We start from the raw sequence: 20,169 nt of genomic DNA, 5'->3' as shown, positions 1-20,169 counted from the left end.
ATGAATCATCCGATGTGATTCGTGAAATGCCGGTGTCCGCTCTATACTTATCTCCCGTGTCAGCGAATCTCACATCGTATGTCCCCACCCGAGAGCCCGGCGACCGACGCCGACTCGGACGCGACCACGCCCGCGAATCGACCGCCGTTTCTGGCCGTCGTCGCGCCCCGAATCTCCGAGGCGGCGGCACTCGCGGGACCGTTCCTCCACGGAGCCGGCCCGCTCGTCCGCGCGCCGCACAGTTCCTCCCCGTCGAACCTCCGCGCGACCCTCGCCGCGATGCGGCGACCGGACGCCCCGCTCGTCGTGGCGACCGATAGCGCGGCCGCCGTCCGCGACGCCGACCGCGTCCACGTCGCCGACGGCGGCGTCGTGGTCGAGTCCGGCGCGCCGAGCGACCTCCTCGCGGTCCACGGCGTCTACGCCCGACGCTACGGTGCCGAACTCGGCGCGAACTTCGCCGGTCCGGGAAAAGACGTCGATGACGAGTGACGGGCCGGCCGACGCTCGGCGCTCCGGTTCGCCCCAACGTTCACCACCGTTCCCGTGATAGCGGTACGTATGGGAGACAGGGCGTGTTACCGCGAGTTCTGTCCGGACTGCGACGCGCCGGTGACTATCGTCGACGACGAGTGCCCCGACTGCGGTCGAGAACTGGCGCTCATGTGAGAACCGGCGTCACTCGGGGACTCGCACGTCGACATGGCGGACCGCGTGCGGGGAGAGATACCGGCCGCCCGGCACCTCGACCCAGCCGTTGACGAGCACGCGGACCGGCCCCTCGTGGAGCGCGGACCCCATGTCCGCGTCGCCGTGGACGACCGCGTCGTCTATCGTCTGTTCGAACCGTCCCCCGAACGGGGAGTCGGACGCGAAGACCATACACGGGGCAACTGGACGACACGTAACGAGAATAGTGGGGAGTCGCGGCGTTCACGACGACCCGGAATCGCCCGCCTCGGCGCGCCGGGCGAGGAAATCGATCAGCGCCGAGACCACGAGCAGGGCCGCGACGAGTTGGAGGCCGTGAGCGACGTTCAGTCCGAGCGACGCCGCGAGTCCGAACTGTTCGATGACGTAGAGCGTCGCGGCGACGACGCCCAGACACCCGAACAGGAGTCTCGCGAATCGGCCGTCGAGGCTCGTCACGAGATTGTAGGCGGCGACGCCGAAGACGACCGCCGCGGCGACGATGCCGAGAACGTCCATGCGGGGCGTCTCGCGCCGCTCGACCGAAAAATGTTGTCATCCTAACTTGTAGGTCACACGTATCCGAGGTCAGGCCCCATAGTCGTCGAGAACAGAACCCGCTCAGGACAGGAGTAGGTGGGGCCGCCGATGCCGTCGCTCGGCGGTCTACCGCAACGAAAAGAGCGCGACGGGATTGAACAAACGCGGAGCGTTTGCGACGGGATTCGAACCCCAGTCGCAACAAGTTGCTCCCTGATTCGAATCCCGCGCGTGGCGTTCCCACACGTCTCGCTACCACTCGGGGGTTTCAGCAACGAAAAGAGCGCGACGGGATTGAGCAAACGCGAAGCGTTTGCGATGTCCGTCGCGCGAGCGAGGCCTCCGGCCGAGCGAGCGCGACGGGATTCGAACCCGCGACCATCGGATTAGAAGTCCGACGCTCTGTCCGACTGAGCTACGCGCCCTCGATGCCCACAAACCGTCCCTGCAAGAAAAACGAATCGGGTTCTACCCGTCGAACCGATACAGCGACGTGACCGCGGGGAGCCGGTTGAGCATCCAGATGCCGACCGGGAGGCCGACGATGGTGAGCGTGAACAGCACCGCCACGTTCGCCCAGACCCAGCTCAGCCACCAGCCGACGAACACGAAGTAGACGGCGCGGACGACGACCGACCGCTGGCCGCGACCCGAGTCGGGGTCGAGCCGGGTTTTCGGCTCCTTCAACGAGAGCACCGTCGGCACGAGGTTGATGAGCGCGACGCCGAGCGGGATGCCGATGACGGTCGCGTTCAGGAACCACGCGACGTTGACGACGGCGGGCGTCGCCCACCAGCCGACGAAGACGAACCAGAGGGCGCGGACGACGAACGAGCGCTGAGACATAGGCGTAGTACGCGGGCCGAGGCGAAAAGCAGCGGGGTGAGTCGGGAGTCGCCGAGGCGGTGACGGGAGAGCGGCGAAAACCCGCCACCCGGAGCGACGTGAAGGGAGGCTTTAACAGCGCCAACGCGGTAACACCGGCTATGAGAGTCATCGGGACGGTCGGCCTGCCGGGAAGCGGCAAGGGCGAACTCGCCGAGGTGGCCCGCAACGCGGGCGTACCCGTCGTGACGATGGGCGACGTCATCCGCGAGGAGTGTCGCAAGCGCGGCCTCGACCCCGCGACGGACCACGGGAAGATAGCGACCGCGCTCCGCGAGGAGGAGGGCGACGACGCCATCGCGGCGCGCTCGCTGCCGATGGTCGAACAGCACCTCGAATCGAACGACGTGGTGCTCGTCGACGGGCTTCGGTCGGGCGTCGAACTCGACCGTTTCCGCGAGGCGTTCGGCGACGACTTCGTCCTCGTGAGCGTCGAAGCGCCGTTCGAGACGCGCGCCGAGCGCCTGCTCGACCGCGACCGCGACGACAGCGACACCGACGTGGAGGCGCTCAAAAAGCGCGAACGCCGCGAACTCGATTTCGGGATGGGCGACGCGATGGACCGCGCCGACGTGGTCATCCAGAACACCGGCACGCTGGCTGAGTACCGCGAAACCATCACGAAGCTGTTCGAAGAGGGGCCGGAAGCGCTCGCGGAGGCCGACGCGTGAGCATGATTTACAGCGTCGACGTCCGCATCGAGGTGCCCGTCCGCGACACCGAGGTCACCGACCGCGTCGGCGACGCCGTCGAGAACATCTTCCCCGGCGTCGAACTCGACCACGAACCCGGACAGCTCGTCGGCGAGACCCACGAGCTGGAGCGCTTCTCCGAACGCCTCCACGAGCAGGCCATCCTCGACACCGCCCGCCGCGAGTTCGCAAAGCGCCGCGACGACGACGGCTTCTCGTTCGCGCTGAAAAAGCAGGCCGCGTTCAAGGGCGTCGTCAACTTCTCCGTCGGTAACCCCGACGAACTCGGTGACATCGAAGTGCACGTGACCGTCCGCGACCCCTCCGTCGACGAGGTCATCGACTACATCGCGCCGCCGACCGAAGAGGGGCGGCCGGTCGACCCGAACGACCGCTAACTCGGCCGCTGCGGCGGGGACGTTTCTTGCGACTCAGGCGACCAACAGCGCCACCGCGACGGCGATGAAGACGATTTTCAGCCCCGTGTTGACGGCGATGACCTTGGACCCGAACTCGGGGCCCCAGATGCCGTACTGGAAGGGAATCGACCGCTTGAACGTCGAGACGGCGAAGGAGATGATGCCGCCGATGAGCATCGTCGCCACGGCCTGTCTCGGCGTAAACGTCTCGCCGATGGCGGGCGCGATGGTCGCCGCGCCGGTCGTCGTGTCGAACGCGAAGGCGACGACGACGGGGACGGCCGCGCCCGGCAGGCCGACGAGGTTCGTCAGCGGGCTGGCGAGCGCCGCGAACGATTCGAGGTCGGTCGTCCGAAGCAGGAGCGTGACGGCCACGTAAACGACCGCCAGCCGCGGGACGATGCGCCGAAGTTTCTTCCAGGTGCTCCGGGCGGCGTCGTCGACCGTCTCGCGGAGCGAGTCGTCGCTCTCGGCCGCGTCGCCGGAGTCGCCCGCGTCGGCGGCCGAATCGACCGCATCCACCGCGCCGCCCGAGCCGTCGGTCTCGGTGACCGCGACCGGGGTCGTGTTCCGGTCCGCGAGGAGCACCGCGCCGGCGACGACGCCGGTCGCGGTGATGGCGAGCGCGATGGCCGCCCGCGCGCCGACGTACATGAAGCCGACCTCGCGGCCGAGGATGGGGATGAGCACCGGCCAGTAGAACGTGAAGATGTGCTGGACGAAGCCGAAGAACGTGTTGATGGTGACGGCGACGAGCGTCGCCCGGTCGTCGAGGACGCCCGACTCGCGGAACTCCGCGAGCATCCCGTAGCCCGCCGTCGTCGAGGCGGCGGTGGTGACGATGGCCGTCCCCACCTCGTCGGGGAGGTTCGCGGGGCTCGTCAGATACCGCGAGAGGCCGGCGATGCGCTCGACGAGGCCGAAGGCGACGACGAGGTTCGCGGCGAAGACGCCCACGGCGATGTAGGCGGCGATGCGCGCGACTCGCGGGAGCACCTCGAACAGCACCGGGAGGACGGCCGACGGCTGCACGACCGACGGTCGGGGCCGAGCGAACTAATCGGCGTCGGTCGGCGGGAGGCGTTCGAACGTCGGGGACAGCGGGGTCAGACGAGCACCTGCGCCACCCCGAACAGGACGACGACCCCCAGCACGTCGCAGAGGTTGGTGACGACGGGGATGACCACGTCGTCGGGGTCGAGACCGAACCGATAGGCGACGTAGGTCGAAGAGAACGTCACGACGACCGCGAGGACGGCCAGCGAAATCCCGCTCGATAAGGCGACGAGGACGACCTTCTGGAGGGCCAGCGACGTGTCGCCGGAGACGAGGAGCGTGGCGACCCACGCGCCCGCGCCGATGACTGGGAACACCGTCACCGCGAGGGCGAGCGTGGCGACGGCGTTGCCCGCGAGTTCGTCGTCGCGGGGCGAAAACGAGAGCGTCCCGAGGTGGAACGACGTGGACAGTCGCGCCGCGAGGACGCTCCCGAGGTTCCCCGCGGTCCCGATGGTGACGGGGACGAGCACGAGAAGCGACGGGTAACGGAACAACTGCGCCTCGAAGCTCCCGAGAACGAGACCGCTCCCGAGTTCGACGAGCGTGAGCACGAGCAGCACCGGAAGCATCGCCCGCGTGATGGCGCGGACGGTCCACTCCGTCGGCACTCAGAACACCCCCGCGACGGCGAGGACGGTCCGGACCGCGATGAGTAAAAAGAGGACGCCGAACACGTCGCCGGTAGTCGTCACGACCGGGCCGACGATGGTGTCGGGGTTGCGCCCGCGGCGGTAGCCCGCGAAGACGACGCTGACGACGACGACGGTCAGGACGATGCCGGAGAGCAGGCCGGCGACGATGGCGACGCCGACGAGAATCGGAAGCGGCGCGACCCGGCTGCCGAGGAACGTGAGGAGGAAGTACGCGACGACGGCGGCGAACGTGCTCGTGAGCACGCCGTTTGCGAGCGCGGCAGTCGCGGCCGCCCGAAGGCGCTCGTCGCCGCCGGTGACGCGGGGTTCGATGAGCCCCTGGTGGAGCGCGGTGGCGATGCGAGCGCCGAGCGAGCCGTAGACGTTGCCGCGGGTCGCCAACAGCGCGGGAACGAGGACGAGCAGCCCCGGGACGGCCCGGAGTTCGGCCCGCATCCCCCCGAGGACGACGCCGGCGACGAGGCCGCCGACGAGGCTGGCCGCGAGCGCGGGCAAGGCTTCCTTGTAGGCCTCGACCGCCACGTCTCGCACGGTCATTGTGGGGTGCGACGGACCCGAGCGTTAAAAGTCGGCGGTATCGCGGCGCAGCGAGGCGAGGAACTCGCGCGGGCAGGCACAGAAACCGCGGCGAAGAAATCGCGCGCGTTCAGAACGGCCCCATGCCGCCGAGACCGCCCATGCCGCCACCGCCGCCGCCACCCTGGTTCTGGAGCTTCTTCATCATCCGCTGCATGTCGCCGTCGCCCATGTTCTGGAACTGCTTGATGGTCTGTTCCATCATGCGGTGCTGTTCGAGCAGTTCCTGAATCGTCTCCTCGTCCTGTCCCGACCCCTGCGCGATGCGCCTGACGCGGGACGCGCCGACCTTCCGGGGGTTCTCCAGTTCCTCCTCGGTCATCGAGTCCATGATGACCTCGAACGAGCGCATCCGGTCTTTGGTCACGTCCATCGCGTCGTCCGGAAGCTGGTCTTTGATGCCGCCGCCGAAGCCCGGAATCATGTCGAGCACCTGGTCGAGCGGCCCCATCTTGTCCATCGCCTCCATCTGTTTTTGCATGTCCTTGAGGGTGAAGTTCCCCTTCATCATCTCCTCGGGGTCCCAGTCCTCGTCTTCGGCCTGGGTCTCGGACATGGCGCGTTCGACGCGCTCGGAGAGCTGTTTCAGGTCGCCCATGCCGAGCAGCCGAGAGATGAAGCCGTTCGGCTCGAAGCGCTCGATGTCCTGGACCGTCTCGCCCATGCCGAGGAAGGCGATAGACGAGTCGGTCTCGTTGACGGCGGTCAGCGCGCCGCCGCCCTTCGCCGTCCCGTCGAGTTTGGTGATGACGACGCCGCCGATGCCGATGGACTCGTCGAACTGCTGGGCCTGTTCCTTCGCCCCTTGCCCGATTGCCGCGTCGAGGACGAGCAGGTTCAGGTCGGGCTGAACGACGCCCTCTATCTCCTCGATTTCGTCGATGAGGTCGTCTTCGAGCGCGTGGCGACCGGCCGTGTCGACGATGTGCACGTCGGCGTCCTCGGTCGCTTCGAGGCCCTCGCGGGCGATTTGGACCGGGTCGTCGCAGTCGGGGTCGCCGTAGAAGTCGACCTCGGCGCGCTCGCACATCTGCTTGGCCTGGTCGTACGCGCCGGGGCGGAAGGTGTCGGTCTGGATGACCGCGGGGCGAAGCCCCTTCTTCGAGAACCACCACGCCATCTTGGCGGAGGTGGTCGTCTTCCCCGACCCCTGGAGGCCGGCGAGCATGATGGTCTGCGATTCGAGCGGAATCTCCGTCGACTCGCCGATGAGGTCGACGAGTTCCTCGTAGACGATTTTCAGGACGTGGTCGCGCGCGCTCGTGCCGCCCGGCGGCTCCTCTTCCAGCGCGCGGGTCTTGATAGAGTCCGAGAGGTCCATGACGAGGCTGACGTCGACGTCGGCGGAGAGCAGGGAGCGCTGAATCTCCTTGACGATCTCCTGAACGTCGTCCTCGTCGAGGCGGGACTTCCCGCGCAGCTTATCGAGACTGCCGCGGAGGGAACTCCCGAGATTGTCGAGTACCATTGTGCCTTCCTACGCCGGCGCGCCGGTAAAGGCTTTATCCGTCGCGTTCGGGGCCAACACCTATCGGCTCGGCCCCCGACAGCGCACTCGATGACGACGATTCTCGTCCTCGACCGCCCCACGCACGGCATCCCGGCGTCGGAGTACGCCGCGGCCCTCCGCGAGCGACTCCCCGACGCGACCGTGCGCCACCCGAAGACGACCGCCGAAACGCTCGACGCCGCGACGGACGCGACCGTCATCACGAGTACGTCGCTCCCCGACGAGGTGCTCGACGCCGCCGACGACCTCCGACTGTTCGCCGGCGCGGCCGCCGGCTACGACCACCTCCCGCTGGAAACGCTCCGCGAGCGCGGCGTCCGCGTCACCAACGCCTCCGGCGTCCACGGCCCCAACATCGCCGAACACGTCCTCGGGTGGCTGCTCATGATTACCCGCCGACTCGACGAAGGTCTCCGCCGCCAGCGACGACGCGAGTGGCGGAGTTTCCAGTCGTACGGCGAGTTACGGGGGTCGACGGCTACCGTGGTCGGCCTCGGCGCTATCGGACAGGCGGTCGTCGAGCGACTCGACGCGTTCGGCGTCGAGACCGTCGGGGTTCGCTACACGCCCGAGAAGGGCGGCCCGACCGACGAAGTGCTCGGATTCGACGACCTCGAATCGGCGCTCGTCCGCACCGACTTCCTCGTGGTCGCGTGCCCGCTGACCGACGAGACGCGCGGACTCATCGACGGCCGGGCGCTGAGCGCGCTCCCCGAACACGCCGTCCTCGTCAACGTCGCGCGCGGCGGTATCGTCGACACCGACGCCCTCGTCTCGCACCTCCGAAGCAACCGCCTCCGCGCCGCCGCGCTCGACGTGACCGACCCCGAGCCGCTGCCCGAAGACCACCCGCTTTGGGGCTTCGAGAACGTCTACATCACCCCGCACGTCGCCGGCCACACGCCGCACTACTGGACGCGCGTCGCCGACATCCTCGCGGAGAACGTCGAGCGACTGGCGTCGGCGTCGGACGGCGAAACGCCAACGCTCCGCAATCAGGTCGTTCCGAGTCCGAATCCCTGAGCTACTTCCCGCGGCGAATCGTAGCCCCGAGCGATGACGACGCTCGCGTTCGGACTCGACGCCGCGACCTACCTCGCGTTCTGCGGCGCGGCGGTCGCGCTCATCCTCGCGCCCGGTCCCGACACGATGTACGTCCTCGCCCGCGGCCTCGACGGTCGCGGGCCGGGCGTCCGGTCGGCGTTCGGCATCGCCACGGGCGTCCTCTTTCACACGCTTCTCGCGGCGCTCGGCGCGGCGGCGCTCTTTCGAACCGTCCCCGAGGCCGCCGCGGCGGTCAAGTACGTCGGCGCGGCGTATCTGGGCTATCTCGGCGTCACCGCCCTCCGAAACGACGAGTTCGACCCCTCGGTCGAGACCGAAAGCGGGGCGAGCTTTCGTCGGGGCGTCCTCGTCAACGCGCTCAACCCGAAGGTCGCGCTGTTCTTCCTCGCGTTCCTCCCCGGGTTCGCCGGGCAGGGCGCGGGAGCCGGCGTCAGGATGGCGGGTCTGGGCGCGACCTACGCCGCCCTCACGGCGCTGTACCTCTCGGGCGTCGCCCTCGGCGCGGACCGACTCGGCTCGCGGCTCGCGGAGACCCGGGTCGCCAGCGCGCTGAACTACGTCGGCGCGGGGACGATGCTACTGCTCGGAGTCGTGCTCGCACTGGAGTGAGCGTGAGGCGACCGAAAGAAACGGACGACGGACCGAGTCCGATTACTCGTCTTCACCGAGCAGGCGCTCGACCATCTGCTCGGGGTCGAACTTCTCGATGTGGTCGTAGCCCTGCCCCACGCCGAGGAACAAGATGGGCTTGCCCGTCACGTACGCGATGGAGATGGCCGCGCCGCCGTTGGAGTCGGCGTCGGCCTTCGTCAGAATCGCGCCGTCGATGGCGGCCGCGTCGTTGAACTGCCGGGCGCGTTCGACCGCGTCCTGGCCGGCGACGGCCTCGTCCACGAAGAGGGTGAGGTCCGGGCCGACGACGCGGTCTATCTTCTCCAACTGCGCCATCAGGTCGTTCGAGGTGTGGAGCCGACCGGCCGTGTCGCCGAGGACGATGTCGATGTCGTGGGCCTCGGCGTACTCGACGCCGTCGTAGATGACCGCCGCCGGGTCGCCGCCCTGCTCGTGAGCGATGAGCTTCTTGTCGAGCGCCTCAGCGTGCTCGCGAATCTGCTCGTTCGCGCCGGCGCGGTAGGTGTCGCCGTTGGCGAGCACCGTCGAGTAGCCCTGCTTCTCGAAGTACTTCGCGAGTTTGGCGATGGTCGTCGTCTTCCCGACGCCGTTGATGCCGGTGAAGATGAGCGTGACCGGTTTGTCGGCCTCGGCGATGCGCTGGTCGAAGTCGAACTGCCCGACGCTGATGACCTCGTACAGCGCGTCGTGGAGCGCCTCGGAGACGAGCTGGCCGGTGCTCTCGACCTGCTTTCGCGTCTCTCCGATGAGCTTCTCGCGGATGGTCTCGAGAATCTCCTCTGCGACCTGCATCTCGACGTCGCTCTGGAGGAGCGCCATCTCGAGCTCCCAGAGGGGATCTTCGAGGTCTTCCTCCTCGATGACGACCTTCCCCGTGGCGAACGCGGCGGCGCGGCGGAGCCGCCCCGGACCGGACGAATCGTCTTCGTCTTCCTCGGTCAGCGCCGCCTTCGCGGCGTCGGAGGCGAGCGACTCGCGCGGTTCGACCTCGTCGGCCGTCGGCTCGCCGCTCGGCTCGTCGTCCGTGTCCGCGCCGGCGTCGACCTCGGAATCCGGCTCCGGGGTCGCCGCGGATTCGGATTCGGCATCGGCATCGGCTTCGACCGCCGCAGACGCCGACTCGGCGTCCGCGGGAGCGTCGGCCGCGTCGACCGCGTCGGCTTCGGACCCGGCGTCCGCGTCGCCGACGGCGTCGGCGTCCGGGTCGGCAGCAGCGGGTTCGGACGCCTCGGGTTCGACCGCCGCGTTGTCCGCGTCTGCTGGTGCTGATTCCGCTTCCGCGTCGGCGTCGGATTCGGCCTCGTCGGCGGCCGCCTCGGCCTTCTCTTCGGCGGTCTCTTCAACGTCGTTACGGAAGCGGTTGAGTTTCTTCTTCAGTCCGTCGAACATCTGAATAGTAGGAGGTGGGGGTAGGGGTTACCTTACTCGTCGTCGCCGTCGTCGCCCTCGCCCTGCATCTGCTGCATCTGCTGCATCTGCTGTTGCTGCATCTGCTGTTGGGCCTGCATCGCCTGCTCTTCGATCTCGTCGCTCTCCTCTTCGAGCTCCTCGATCTGGCCGCGAACGCTCGCGATTTCCTCGTCGAGCGCGTCCTGCTTGCGTCGCAGGGTCTCGATGGCCGTGCTCTGTTCCTGCTCGGCGGCGTAGTTCGCGCCGAGGGAGACGACGACCTCGTCGATGTCCTGGACTTCGGCGCGGAGATACGCGTCGCCGCCGAGGGGCACCTGCACCGTCGAGCCCGTTTCGAGCGTCTCGATGGCCTCGACCGCCTCGTCGATCTCGTCTTTCTCGTCGTTCAGGTCGGAGACTTCGGCTTCGAGCGATTCGATTTCCTCGTCGAGCGCCTGAAGCTCCTGGGAGAGCTGCTGGAGTTGCTGCTGACCGCCGCCCATCATGCCGCGGTCACCTCGTTGAGCTCGACCTTCGTGCGCTTGATTCCGTGCTCGCTCCCGATGAGCGAAAAGGCGCGTTCCTGTGCGACGTTCTCGTTCGGCGCTTCGACAGTCTTCGTGAACTCGTGGACGACGCCACGGCTCGTGAAGCTGCCCGTGATAATGAACTGGCTCATGCACGTCGGTCGGGTGGCGAGCGGGAAAGGTCTTCCTACTCGGAGCGAAACTGAAGCGAGAAACGGGGGGACGCGAGGCCCTCAGTCGATGTAATCGAGGGCGTCTTCGATGCGACCCAGCTCCGGGCCGGTCGTGTCCTCGCCGACGACGTAGCTCTCGTCGTTGGCGACGAGGCCGGAGCCGACGAGCGGTCCGCCATAGTTGATGGTGCCGATGTCGGCGCGAACGTCGAGCAGCGCTTCGAGCGCTTCGAGTTCGGGTTCGCGCGACTTCGGGTGACAGAGGACGCCGCGGTTGTTGGCGACGGCCGCCGTCCCGACGGTTCGAACGTCGGCGAGGTCGCCGCGTTCGACGGGGACCTCCAGCGCCTCCTCGACGGCCGCGACGGCCTCGTCGGAGAGCTCCGCGTGGACGTACGCGCCGTAGTCGTTCGCAAGCACGACGTTGCCGGCGGCGTTGATGCGACCGGGAAGCTCGTAGACCGGGAGGTCCACGGCGTCGGTGAGGGCCTCCTTCTCGCGGGACGTGGCGCGGCTCGACACGAGAAGACCGTTCTCGTTACCCGTCGCTAACGCACCGACCGTTCCCGACCCGCCGACGGTCGTCTTGACCAGCGGCACGTCGAGTTCCTCGGCCATCTGCTCGGCGAGCGAGTCGTCGGCGTCCGGGCGGACCAACAGCGCGTCGTCGGTCGCGCGAGCGAAGACGCCGATGTAGGACGAACCGGCGAAGGAGGCGCGAAGCACCGTTTACTCGGCCGGTTCCGCTTCGACGACCGACTCGCCGTCCTCGTCGAAACGCGCGGCGCGGACGCGGAACTTGCTCGGCGGGCTCTGCCGACCGTGCGCCCAGATGTCCTCGTTGATCTGCGTGTCGAGACGCACGTTCTCGGTGTCGACCTTGAAGTGCTTCGCGAGGTGCTCGCGGATGAGCGTCATCGAGCGGCCCGCGCGTTCGTGTGCCGGAACCGCCTGCACGTCTCGGAGCGGGACGGTGACGACGCGCTCCTCGAAGTCGTTTGCGCTCATTGCTTACTCGTCCGTGTTGCTCCGCCGCCAGTTGCGACGCTTGGGGTTTCGCGTGACTTCCATGTCCGTCTTGAGCATGACCCACGCGGGGACGCGACTGTTCTGGCGTTCGAGCTTCGCCAGACGCTTCTTCTTGGACTTCGACTTCTTACCCATAGTGGGCTGTACTTTCCATCCTCCGCATAAAATCTTGTTCCTTCGAGTTTCGGGCGTGTGAGGGGCGTCCGCACGCCCGAATCGGCTGAAACGCGGCTCTCCGCGGGGGTCGGCGTCGCGGGCGGCCGACCGACCGACGACTGACGCGCCTCACAGCGAGACCCGCGCCACCGTCTCGTACTCGGGGCCGTCGGGGCCGAGGTCGCTCTTCTTCAGGCGTACCTCGCGCACGCGAAACGACCCGACCGTCGGTGACTCACCCCCGACGACGCGCCGCACGAGGTCCTTCCCGCGGGCGTCGTCCATGCGGGCGAGCGTGACGTGCGGCGTGAACTCGTGGTCTTCGGGGTCGAAGCCGAGTGCCGTCGTCTCGCGCTCGATGGCCTCGTGGAGCCGCGTCAACTCGGCCCCGCCGTCGTCGACGCCGAGCCAGACGACCCGGATGTAGTCGAGCGAGGGAAAGACGCCCAGCCCGTCGACCGAGGCGTCGAAGGGGCCGACGCCCGCGGCGTCGACGGCTGATTCGACCGCATCTTCCACCGCTCCGACGCGGTCCGGCGACACCTCGCCGAGGAACTTCAGGGTGACGTGCGCACTCTCGGGGTCGGTGAACCGAAGCCCGTCCGCGTCCGAGAGCCGGTCTTGTACCGCGGCGACGCCCGCCGCGAGCGAGTCGGGGAGGTCGACGGCGAGAAAGCAACGCATGGCAGGTGGTTGACCCGAACCGGACGTTAACGTTCCGCCGGGTCGCGGTCGGCGTCGCCCTCGCGGGCGGCCTCCTCGGGCGTCCACGTCCGGGCGATGCTGAACGCCTCGCCGTCCACGAACGTCACCTCGTACACGTCGGGCGTCGTCAGCCCCGTCCAGAACTCGCGGCCGTAGCGCGGGTCGTAGGCGTTGAACACGAGCGCCATGAGCGTGGCGTGGGTGCCGACGACGACGTGGCGGTCGGGGTACGCCTCGACGAGGCGGTCCACGGCGGCGACGCCGCGGGCCTGCGCCTCGGCGTGGGACTCGCCGCCGGGGTGCGACGCGTTCGGGTTCGCCCAGAGATGTTCGACGGCCTCGTCGAAGTCTTCGATGGGTGAGTCAGCGAGTTCGCGTTCTCTGAGGTCGTCGTCGACGATGAGCGGGGCGTCCGCCGCGTCGGCGACGCCCTCGACGGTCGCGCGGGCGCGCTCGGCGGGGCTGGTGGCGACCACGTCCGCGAGGTCCGCGAGGCGGGCGGTGACGCGCGCGGCGTCGCGGCGGCCGTGACGCGAGAGGCCGGGGGTGCGCTCGGCGTCGGAGACGGACGGGACGTGGGCGTGCCGGACGAACGACACGACCGTCGTCGGGGGCGCGGACATTCGGAGACGCTCGCCCGCGGGAGGCTAAAAAGCGGTCGGTGTCGTCCCGCTGACGCAGCGTTTAACCGCCGTGACGCCCAAGCGCGGCTATATGACCGACGACGGCAAGCGACCCCACCGCTTCTCGGAAGGGCAGGGGTTCGACGAGGACTACTCCGACTTCTCGCTCGACCCGCCCGAACTCTCGGTGGACCCGACGAAGGTCGACCCGGTCGACTCGCGCGTCCTGACCGACATCCTCGACCAGCGGAACATCGACCCCGAGGACGTCGACGTCGAGAAACTGCTCGACGTGGCGCTCTCGTACATGCAGATTAACCGCTTCGAGGAGGCCACCGAGGCGTTCGAGCGCGTCGCTCGGTTCGCCGGCGACGACGAGGACATCGCCCAGGAAGCGTGGGTGAACAAGGGCGCGGCCCACGGCCAACTCGAAGAGTGGGACGAGGCCATCGGCTCCTACCGGGAGGCGCTCAAACTCGACGACGACAGCGAACACGCCGCGACGGCCCACACCAACCTCGCGTACGCGCTCTGGGAGGCCGGCCAGACGGCCGACGCGCTCGACCACGCGGAGCGCGCCGTCGAACTCGACCCGCGGTTCCCGCAGGCGTGGTACAACCGCGGCTTCTTCCTCCACGAGCGCGGCCTCAACGAGGACGCCGTCAACGCCTTCGACAACGCCATCCGCCTCGGGATGCGCACCCCCGGCGTCCACGAGGAGAAGGCGCGCGCGCTCGAAGAACTCGGGCGCGACGAGGAAGCAGAACAGGCCCAGCAGCAGGCCGACGACCTCCGCGAGCAGGCCGAAGCGGAACTCGTCGAGGAGTACTAGATGCTCCTCCGCGAGCGGGAGACCCCCGAGGGGCTCCTCGTCTCGGTCTGCGACCCCGACTGCATCGGCGAGACCTACACCGACGACGGCGTCTCGCTGGACGTGACGGAGGACTTCTACGGCGGCGACGAGGCCGAGACCGCCGACGAAGACGCCGTCGTGGACAGCCTCACCCGCGCGACCGTCGCCAACATCGTCGGCGAGGAGTCCGTCTCGGTCGCCATCGACGCCGGCCTCGTAGACGAGGAAACCGTCCTCGAAGTCGACGGCACGCTCCACGCGCAACTGCTCTGGCTCCGCTGAGCCGCCGTCGAAAATCGGTGTGCTCCGCGCTTCCGCGCCGGTACGTTACGCCGGGCGCTCGACGCCCGTTATCTCGAAACGAGCGCCGCCGTTTTCGGCCTCGGTGACGTCGATATCCCAGTCGTGCGTGTGAACGGCCTGCGCGACGATTGACAGGCCGAGTCCCGTCCCTTCTTCACCCGTGGTGTAGCCGGCCTCGAACACCTCGTCGCGCTCCTCCGCGGGGATGCCGACGCCGTCGTCCTCGACGTAGAACCCCGTCTCGTCCGCGTCGCCATAGAGCACGCCGACCGTCACGGTCAGGTCGTCGCTCGCGCCGTGCTCGACGGCGTCACCAGACGCAGTCTGGTTGCCCGTGGAACCGTGTTCGACAGCGTCGTCGGGAGTATCCCGACTGCCCGTGGAACCGTGTTCCACGGCGTTCCGAAACAGGTTCTCGAACACGTGTCCCAACAGACTCGGGTCCGCGCGGAACTCGACGGTGTCGGCGACGACGAGGTCGGCCGAGCCGGTGTCGACGTGCTCCCACGCGGTCATCGCGCGCGTTTCGAGGTCGACGGTCGAGAGCTCCTCGACCGCGTCGTGGCGGGCCAACACCAGCGCGTCGGTGATGATGTCGTCCATCCGGTCGAGCGCGCCGGCGACCTGTTCGAGTCCGTCGGCGGCGACCACGTCGTCGAGGAGCGATTCGACGTAGCCCACGGCGACCGAAAGCGGGTTTCTGAGGTCGTGCGAGAGCATCCGCGCGAGGTTCCGGAGGCGCTCGGCCTTCTCTTCGGCCTCCAGTTCCGCGCGCTTCCGGTCGGTGATGTCGAGGTGTGCGATTTGAACGTACGTCTCGCCGTCGTCGGTGAATCGAGTCGCCCGCATGGTGAACCAGAGGCGCTCTTCGGGCGTCTCGCAGGGGTATTCGAAGGAAAACTCGTCTCTGTCGTCGTCGATGACGGCGCGGATGCCCTCGCTGGCCGTCGTCGCGTCGGCGTCGGCGCTGAGGTCGCAGACGCCGAGGTAGTTCATGCCGACGGAGCTACTGTCGCCCTGATAGCCGTGTTCGTTGCCGAACTCCTGCCACGCGCGGTTGGTGTAGACGATGACGCCGTCCTCGTCCAGAATCGCGAGTTGCGTCGGAAGCGCGTCGAGGCTCGAAAACGCGAGCGAGGACGAGGTGACGTGCGACATTGTTACACAAACGAACGTGAGCTACTTGATTCGTTCGGGTGGGGAGCCGACACGTCCCCGCCGCGCCGCGGTCGCTGTCCTCGTCGCCGTTGCGTCGCCGTCGCGTCACCGTCACCGGCCACAGTTGCCGGCTGACGAAACCGAAATCGGTTGCAGCGCCGCGTGCGGACCGAAGACGTGTTGTGCCTACGGGGGTAACTCACACCAATGAGAGTGCAGGAGTCGTACCCCGTCGACGTCGACGCCATCCGCGCGGATTTCCCCATCCTCCAGCGGAAGGTCGGCGGCGACATCTCGACGCCGGGTGAACACGACGACGACACCACGCCGCTGGTCTACCTCGACAACGCCGCGACGAGCCACACGCCGGAACAGGTCGTCGACGCCATCGTCGACTACTACCACGGCTACAACTCGAACGTCCACCGCGGCATCCACCATCTGAGCCAGGAGGCCTCGGTCGCCTACGAGGACGCCCACGACCGCGTCGCGGAGTTCATCGGCGCGTCCGGCGGCCGCGAGGAGGTCGTCTTCACGAAGAACACCACCGAGTCGATGAACCTCGTCGCCTACGCGTGGGGCCTCGACGAACTCGGGCCGGGCGACTCGGTCGTCATGACCGAGATGGAACACCACGCCTCGCTGGTCACGTGGCAGCAAATCGCCAAGAAGACCGGCGCTGAGGTGCGCTACATCCGCGTCGACGACGACGGCCGCCTCGACATAGAGCACGCGAAGGAGCTCATCGACGACTCCACGAAGATGGTCTCGGTCGTCCACGTCTCGAACACCCTCGGAACCGTCAACCCGGTCTCCGAACTCGCGGACATGGCCCACGAAGTCGGGTCGTACATCTTCGTCGACGGCGCGCAGTCGGTCCCGACCCGCCCCGTCGACGTGGAGGCCATCGACGCCGACTTCTTCGCCTTCTCGGGCCACAAGATGTGCGGCCCGACCGGCATCGGCGCGCTCTACGGCAAGCGCGACATCCTCGACGAGATGGGGCCGTACCTCTACGGCGGCGAGATGATTCGGAGCGTCACCTACGAGGACTCCACGTGGGAGGACCTCCCGTGGAAGTTCGAGGCCGGCACGCCGCCCATCGCGCAGGGCGTCGGCTTCGCCGCGGCCGTGGACTACCTCGACGACATCGGCATGGAGAACGTCCAGGCCCACGAGGAACTGCTCGCGGAGTACGCCTACGACCGCCTCACCGAGTTCGACGACATCGAAATCTACGGCCCGCCGGGCGACGACCGCGGCGGCCTCGTCGCGTTCAACCTCGACAGCGTCCACGCCCACGACCTCTCCAGCATCCTCAACGAACAGGGCGTCGCCATCCGCGCCGGCGACCACTGTACCCAGCCGCTCCACGACAAACTCGGCGCAGCGGCCTCGACGCGGGCGTCGTTCTACATCTACAACACGCGAGAGGAAGTCGACGCGCTGGTCGACGCTATCGATACGGCCCGCGAACTGTTCGCCTGAGAGCGAACCGTTCCGCGAACCAACAGTTCGCCTGAGTACGGCCGCGTTCCCCTTTTTCCCGCCCGGCCGCCCCCAAATACCTTTGTCCCGCTGACACGTCGTCGGAGCGTATGCTTCAATCGCTGACCGGCTTCCTCGTCGAGACGCTCCGGGAGACCGTCGCGGAGTTCGGGACGGCGGTGCAGGACGCCGCGCCGAAGGTGCTCACGGCGGTCGTCTTCCTCGCGCTCGCCTACGTCGGCATCAGGGCGATACTGTTCGTCGTCCGGGGCGTGCTCGACGGGCTGTACCCCGAAGAACAGGACCTCGTGGTCGAACTCGGCGTCGCCGTCGCGGGCGTGTTCCTGTGGTTCGGCGCGGCGCTCGCGCTGTTGAACATCGTCGGCATGACCGAGGTCGCCGCGAGCCTCGGCACCGCGACCGGCTTCGTCGCGCTGGGCGTCTCCTACGCGCTGTCGAACATGATAGCCGACACGGTGGCGGGCGTCTACCTACTTCGGGACCCCGATTTCAACCCCGGCGACCGCGTGAAATCGGACCCGGTGACGGGGACGGTCAGCTCCATCGAACTCCGAAAGACGCGCTTCGAGAGCGACGAGGGCGACACCGTCGTCGTGGCCAACCGCGACGTCGAAAAGAAGTGGACGAAGTACGACGCGCCGGCGGCCGAAGACGCGTCAACGGCCGACGCGACGTAAGCGACGAATTCGGCCGAATCGCCGGCCCCGGAATCCTTTTACGGCGCTCGGGCGTACCCCCGACGAACACCAATGGGCATTGGCTCAGACATGTATCGTCAGCAGATAATGGACCACTACAAGAACCCCCGGAACCACGGTCGGCTGGAGTCGCCGACGTTCACCCACACCGGGGAGAACCCCTCCTGCGGCGATACGATTACGATGGACGTGCAGCTCGCCGACGACGGCGAGACCATAGAGCGCGTCGCGTTCTCCGGCGATGGCTGCGCCATCAGTCAGGCGTCCGCGAGCATGCTCACCCAGCGACTGCCGGGCACGACGCTCTCGGAGCTGGAAGCGATGGACACCGACGACATCACCGAGATGCTCGGCGTCGACATCTCGCCGATGCGAATCAAGTGCGCCGTCCTCGCGCGACAGGTCGCACAGGACGGCGCGAAGATTCACGACGGCGAGATAGAAATCGAGAAAACGAAGACCGAAGACGGCGACGACTGAGCCGGCTTCGGCCGACTTCGGCCGGCAGCGGCACGGCGAACCGAACGCGATTCGAGTTATTCTTCGTCCGTCCCCGCGCCGAGCGCCGCCGCCAGCGCGACGAGGTAGCCGAGCCCCGCCTTGACCTCGGGGTCGCGAGTGGCCCGCAGGAGGCCGACCGCGCCCACGGGCGTCGCCTCCGCCTCCTCCGCGTCGCCGACGGCGCGGAGCAGGCGCTTCATCCCGGCGACGGTGTCGGGGTCGGAAGCGTCGTCTGCGACTTCCGCGAGCGAGGTGCCGGTTCGCGCGAGCGACCGCACCATCTCGTCGTCGAGTGCGCCGACGCCGAGTTCGAGCACGTCGATGAGGTCGTTGACGAGACCCATCCGCTCGACGAGGAGCGCGACCTCCTCGGGGTTGTTCTCGATGGCCCGTACGAGTTCGTCGGGCACCTGCTGTTCTGTCGTCGTGGTTGGTTCGTGGTCCTGCATTGGTCTCACCTCAGAGCATCCCCCTGGCGGTCAGCCAGTACGATTCGTTGTACGCGTGTTTCGCCCAGTGGACGGGCTTCGACGGCTGGCGCATCGTCGCGGGCGTCTCGTAGTCGAACGAGACGAACGACGCCTCGTCGAGGCCGGTCTCGACGAAGCAGACGGTCTTGCCGTCGTAGCGCTTCGTCGGCGTGCGACCCCGGACCTCCGCGGCGATGCGCTCCGCGACCGCAAAGGCCTGGAAGTGCGCCGCGCTCCCGGCTTTCGGGATGGGCAGCGCCGCCGTGTCACCGATGGCGTACACGTCCTCGGCGGCGGTCGCACGGAGGGTCCGCTGGTCCACGTCGACCCAGCCGGCGTCACCGAGGCCGGAGTCGGTGATGAGTTCGTCACCGCGGTGCGGCGGGATGCCGACCAACAGGTCGTAGTCCACCTCCGCGCCGCTTTCCGCCGAGACGACCCGTTCGTCCGGGTCGACGGCGTCGACGACGAAGTCGGTCTCGACGCGGACGCCCCGTTCGGCCAGAATCGGGTCGGCCCACTCCGCGACCTCGGGCTTCCCGTGGCTCCGCTCCATCGGGTAGGTGTAGACGAGGTCCGTGTCCTCGCGCAGCCCGCGGCTCCGGAGCCAGTCGTCCACGATGAACGTGAATTCGAGCGGCGCGGCCGGGCACATGTGGGGCGTCCCGACGACGCTCAACACGAGGCGACCGCCCTCGAACTCCGCGAGCGCGTCGCGGAGCCGTTCGGCCCCATCGGCGTTGTAGAAGTGGTGTGCGCCCTCCCGGAAGCCGGGAACCGCGTCGGGGTCGAGCTTCGCGCCGGTCGCGAGGACGAGCGTGTCGTAGTCGAGTTCCTCGTCGCCGTCCTGACAGTAGAGGCGCTTTTCGTCGGTGTCGACCCGGCGGACGCGGTTGGTGACGATGTCCACCCGCTCGTCGACGAGGTCCCGCAGGTCGCGGACGCCGTCGTCCGGCTCCGCGACTCCGAACGGGACGTACAAGAACACCGGCTTGTAGACGTGTTTCGTATCGTCGGAGACCAGCGTTACCTCCACGTCGCCGTCGTCTATCTCCGATTCGAGTTCCTCGGCGAGACGGTTCGAAACGACCGTCCCACCCGTGCCACCGCCAACGACTACGATTCGGTGCGTCATGGAGTTCACCTACCTAGACGATGGGCCGCCGACGGGATAGTATTGCAATCTGTTTCCAACATTGTGAGAACCGCGAGACGGGGCGGTCGCTCGGGGGACGAGACGAAGGGGAGAATGTGGTGGGGTGGGGAGGGGTGGAATGGAGTGGAGTGAGACGGAGAGTGTGGGGGAACGGGGACCGCGGAGTCGTGTGAAGTCGGCCGGCCGAGCGAGTGATT

28 protein-coding genes and 1 tRNA gene are annotated in these 20,169 nt (G+C 68.0%); 10 read left to right on the top strand and 19 right to left on the bottom strand.

Annotated elements, in window-relative coordinates; all coding sequences use genetic code 11:
- Window positions 1-78: 78 nt before the first annotated feature.
- Window positions 79-492, top strand: coding sequence for a hypothetical protein (locus DVK03_RS01010; RefSeq protein WP_115802020.1), 414 nt, complete (start codon window positions 79-81; stop codon window positions 490-492).
- A 186-nt stretch (window positions 493-678) separates the two neighbouring features.
- Here the strand turns inward: DVK03_RS01010 and DVK03_RS01005 are convergent, their stop codons facing one another.
- The 4 genes from DVK03_RS01005 to DVK03_RS00990 all read right to left on the bottom strand — a co-directional run bounded on the left by DVK03_RS01005 (window position 679) and on the right by DVK03_RS00990 (window position 2,076).
- A complete protein-coding gene (locus DVK03_RS01005; protein ID WP_115802019.1) occupies window positions 679-882 on the bottom strand; it encodes a hypothetical protein in 204 nt (67 codons plus the stop codon).
- A gap of 51 nt (window positions 883-933) precedes the next feature.
- Window positions 934-1,209, bottom strand: a complete 276-nt coding sequence (locus tag DVK03_RS01000; protein WP_115802018.1) for a hypothetical protein — start codon at window positions 1,207-1,209, stop codon at window positions 934-936.
- A 372-nt stretch (window positions 1,210-1,581) separates the two neighbouring features.
- A tRNA-Arg gene (locus DVK03_RS00995) sits at window positions 1,582-1,655 on the bottom strand.
- A 43-nt stretch (window positions 1,656-1,698) separates the two neighbouring features.
- Window positions 1,699-2,076, bottom strand: a complete 378-nt coding sequence (locus DVK03_RS00990) for a YccF domain-containing protein (RefSeq protein ID WP_004045241.1) — start codon at window positions 2,074-2,076, stop codon at window positions 1,699-1,701.
- 140 nt (window positions 2,077-2,216) lie between these two features.
- Here DVK03_RS00990 and DVK03_RS00985 point away from each other — a divergent pair, with 140 nt between their 5' ends.
- Together DVK03_RS00985 and DVK03_RS00980 are read left to right on the top strand one after the other, a co-directional pair.
- Window positions 2,217-2,786: an AAA family ATPase gene (locus tag DVK03_RS00985; protein WP_004045240.1), complete on the top strand. Its 570-nt coding sequence runs from the start codon at window positions 2,217-2,219 to the stop codon at window positions 2,784-2,786.
- Window positions 2,787-2,788: 2 nt separating this feature from the next.
- A complete protein-coding gene (locus tag DVK03_RS00980) occupies window positions 2,789-3,205 on the top strand; it encodes an RNA-binding domain-containing protein (RefSeq protein WP_049922186.1) in 417 nt (138 codons plus the stop codon).
- Between the two features lie 33 nt (window positions 3,206-3,238).
- Here DVK03_RS00980 and DVK03_RS00975 read toward each other — a convergent pair whose 3' ends face one another.
- From DVK03_RS00975 to DVK03_RS00960, 4 genes are all read right to left on the bottom strand, one after another.
- On the bottom strand, window positions 3,239-4,258 hold the full coding sequence (locus DVK03_RS00975; protein WP_004065693.1) for a transporter gate domain-containing protein: 1,020 nt from the start codon (window positions 4,256-4,258) through the stop codon (window positions 3,239-3,241).
- Window positions 4,259-4,332: 74 nt separating this feature from the next.
- A complete protein-coding gene (locus DVK03_RS00970) occupies window positions 4,333-4,893 on the bottom strand; it encodes a magnesium transporter (protein WP_004065695.1) in 561 nt (186 codons plus the stop codon).
- On the bottom strand, window positions 4,894-5,475 hold the full coding sequence (locus DVK03_RS00965) for a magnesium transporter (protein ID WP_004045236.1): 582 nt from the start codon (window positions 5,473-5,475) through the stop codon (window positions 4,894-4,896).
- Between the two features lie 109 nt (window positions 5,476-5,584).
- Window positions 5,585-6,982: a signal recognition particle protein Srp54 gene (locus DVK03_RS00960; RefSeq protein WP_004045235.1), complete on the bottom strand. Its 1,398-nt coding sequence runs from the start codon at window positions 6,980-6,982 to the stop codon at window positions 5,585-5,587.
- A 90-nt stretch (window positions 6,983-7,072) separates the two neighbouring features.
- On the opposite strand from DVK03_RS00960, the gene DVK03_RS00955 reads away from it, so the two are divergent.
- Together DVK03_RS00955 and DVK03_RS00950 are read left to right on the top strand one after the other, a co-directional pair.
- The gene (locus DVK03_RS00955) at window positions 7,073-8,047 is read left to right on the top strand and encodes a D-2-hydroxyacid dehydrogenase (RefSeq protein ID WP_115802017.1); all 975 of its coding nucleotides are present in this window, start codon (window positions 7,073-7,075) and stop codon (window positions 8,045-8,047) included.
- 33 nt (window positions 8,048-8,080) lie between these two features.
- Window positions 8,081-8,698 (top strand): LysE family translocator, encoded by a 618-nt coding sequence (locus DVK03_RS00950; protein WP_115802016.1) that lies wholly within the window; start codon window positions 8,081-8,083, stop codon window positions 8,696-8,698.
- Between the two features lie 42 nt (window positions 8,699-8,740).
- Here DVK03_RS00950 and ftsY read toward each other — a convergent pair whose 3' ends face one another.
- The 8 genes from ftsY to DVK03_RS00910 form a co-directional block, all read right to left on the bottom strand.
- The gene (gene ftsY / locus DVK03_RS00945; RefSeq protein WP_115802015.1) at window positions 8,741-10,111 is read right to left on the bottom strand and encodes a signal recognition particle-docking protein FtsY; all 1,371 of its coding nucleotides are present in this window, start codon (window positions 10,109-10,111) and stop codon (window positions 8,741-8,743) included.
- Window positions 10,112-10,143: 32 nt separating this feature from the next.
- Entirely contained in the window at window positions 10,144-10,614 is a 471-nt protein-coding gene (pfdA, locus tag DVK03_RS00940; RefSeq protein ID WP_004045222.1) for a prefoldin subunit alpha, read from the bottom strand.
- Window positions 10,614-10,790, bottom strand: coding sequence for a 50S ribosomal protein L18Ae (gene rpl18a / locus DVK03_RS00935; protein WP_004045220.1), 177 nt, complete (start codon window positions 10,788-10,790; stop codon window positions 10,614-10,616). The genes pfdA and rpl18a overlap by 1 nt, the downstream gene beginning before the upstream one ends.
- Before the next feature lie 81 nt (window positions 10,791-10,871).
- Window positions 10,872-11,537, bottom strand: coding sequence for a translation initiation factor IF-6 (locus tag DVK03_RS00930; protein ID WP_004045218.1), 666 nt, complete (start codon window positions 11,535-11,537; stop codon window positions 10,872-10,874).
- 3 nt (window positions 11,538-11,540) lie between these two features.
- Window positions 11,541-11,819 (bottom strand): 50S ribosomal protein L31e, encoded by a 279-nt coding sequence (locus tag DVK03_RS00925; protein WP_115802014.1) that lies wholly within the window; start codon window positions 11,817-11,819, stop codon window positions 11,541-11,543.
- Between the two features lie 3 nt (window positions 11,820-11,822).
- Complete coding sequence (locus DVK03_RS00920; RefSeq protein ID WP_004045214.1) at window positions 11,823-11,975, bottom strand: 50S ribosomal protein L39e; 153 nt, start codon at window positions 11,973-11,975, stop codon at window positions 11,823-11,825.
- Window positions 11,976-12,125: 150 nt separating this feature from the next.
- Complete coding sequence (gene thpR / locus DVK03_RS00915; RefSeq protein ID WP_004065708.1) at window positions 12,126-12,680, bottom strand: RNA 2',3'-cyclic phosphodiesterase; 555 nt, start codon at window positions 12,678-12,680, stop codon at window positions 12,126-12,128.
- A gap of 26 nt (window positions 12,681-12,706) precedes the next feature.
- The gene (locus DVK03_RS00910; RefSeq protein WP_115802013.1) at window positions 12,707-13,324 is read right to left on the bottom strand and encodes a histidine phosphatase family protein; all 618 of its coding nucleotides are present in this window, start codon (window positions 13,322-13,324) and stop codon (window positions 12,707-12,709) included.
- A 91-nt stretch (window positions 13,325-13,415) separates the two neighbouring features.
- On the opposite strand from DVK03_RS00910, the gene DVK03_RS00905 reads away from it, so the two are divergent.
- Both DVK03_RS00905 and DVK03_RS00900 read left to right on the top strand, forming a co-directional pair.
- The gene (locus tag DVK03_RS00905) at window positions 13,416-14,156 is read left to right on the top strand and encodes a tetratricopeptide repeat protein (protein ID WP_004065712.1); all 741 of its coding nucleotides are present in this window, start codon (window positions 13,416-13,418) and stop codon (window positions 14,154-14,156) included.
- Window positions 14,157-14,459, top strand: a complete 303-nt coding sequence (locus tag DVK03_RS00900; RefSeq protein WP_004065714.1) for a DUF424 domain-containing protein — start codon at window positions 14,157-14,159, stop codon at window positions 14,457-14,459. It abuts the gene before it with no gap.
- A 45-nt stretch (window positions 14,460-14,504) separates the two neighbouring features.
- Here DVK03_RS00900 and DVK03_RS00895 read toward each other — a convergent pair whose 3' ends face one another.
- Window positions 14,505-15,638 carry a PAS domain-containing sensor histidine kinase gene (locus tag DVK03_RS00895; protein ID WP_115802012.1) on the bottom strand — a complete coding sequence of 378 codons (1,134 nt, stop codon included), beginning with the start codon at window positions 15,636-15,638 and terminating at the stop codon, window positions 14,505-14,507.
- 213 nt (window positions 15,639-15,851) lie between these two features.
- Here DVK03_RS00895 and sufS point away from each other — a divergent pair, with 213 nt between their 5' ends.
- The 3 genes from sufS (at window position 15,852) to sufU (ending at window position 18,325) form a co-directional block, all read left to right on the top strand.
- Window positions 15,852-17,126: a bifunctional cysteine desulfurase/selenocysteine lyase SufS gene (gene sufS, locus DVK03_RS00890; RefSeq protein WP_233521762.1), complete on the top strand. Its 1,275-nt coding sequence runs from the start codon at window positions 15,852-15,854 to the stop codon at window positions 17,124-17,126.
- A 110-nt stretch (window positions 17,127-17,236) separates the two neighbouring features.
- Window positions 17,237-17,824: a mechanosensitive ion channel domain-containing protein gene (locus tag DVK03_RS00885; RefSeq protein ID WP_115802010.1), complete on the top strand. Its 588-nt coding sequence runs from the start codon at window positions 17,237-17,239 to the stop codon at window positions 17,822-17,824.
- Window positions 17,825-17,896: 72 nt separating this feature from the next.
- Window positions 17,897-18,325, top strand: a complete 429-nt coding sequence (gene sufU / locus DVK03_RS00880; protein ID WP_004045199.1) for a Fe-S cluster assembly sulfur transfer protein SufU — start codon at window positions 17,897-17,899, stop codon at window positions 18,323-18,325.
- A 56-nt stretch (window positions 18,326-18,381) separates the two neighbouring features.
- Here sufU and DVK03_RS00875 read toward each other — a convergent pair whose 3' ends face one another.
- Together DVK03_RS00875 and DVK03_RS00870 are read right to left on the bottom strand one after the other, a co-directional pair.
- Window positions 18,382-18,795, bottom strand: a complete 414-nt coding sequence (locus DVK03_RS00875; protein ID WP_115802009.1) for a DUF1641 domain-containing protein — start codon at window positions 18,793-18,795, stop codon at window positions 18,382-18,384.
- Window positions 18,796-18,805: 10 nt separating this feature from the next.
- Window positions 18,806-19,951 carry an NAD(P)/FAD-dependent oxidoreductase gene (locus DVK03_RS00870; RefSeq protein ID WP_006600821.1) on the bottom strand — a complete coding sequence of 382 codons (1,146 nt, stop codon included), beginning with the start codon at window positions 19,949-19,951 and terminating at the stop codon, window positions 18,806-18,808.
- Window positions 19,952-20,169: the final 218 nt, after the last annotated feature.

The sequence above is a fragment of the Haloferax sp. Atlit-109R genome, assembly GCF_003665865.1.
GTDB lineage: Archaea > Halobacteriota > Halobacteria > Halobacteriales > Haloferacaceae > Haloferax > Haloferax volcanii.
The sequence above is the reverse complement of the archived record's forward strand: the minus strand, read 5'-3'. Positions and strand labels throughout refer to the sequence as shown.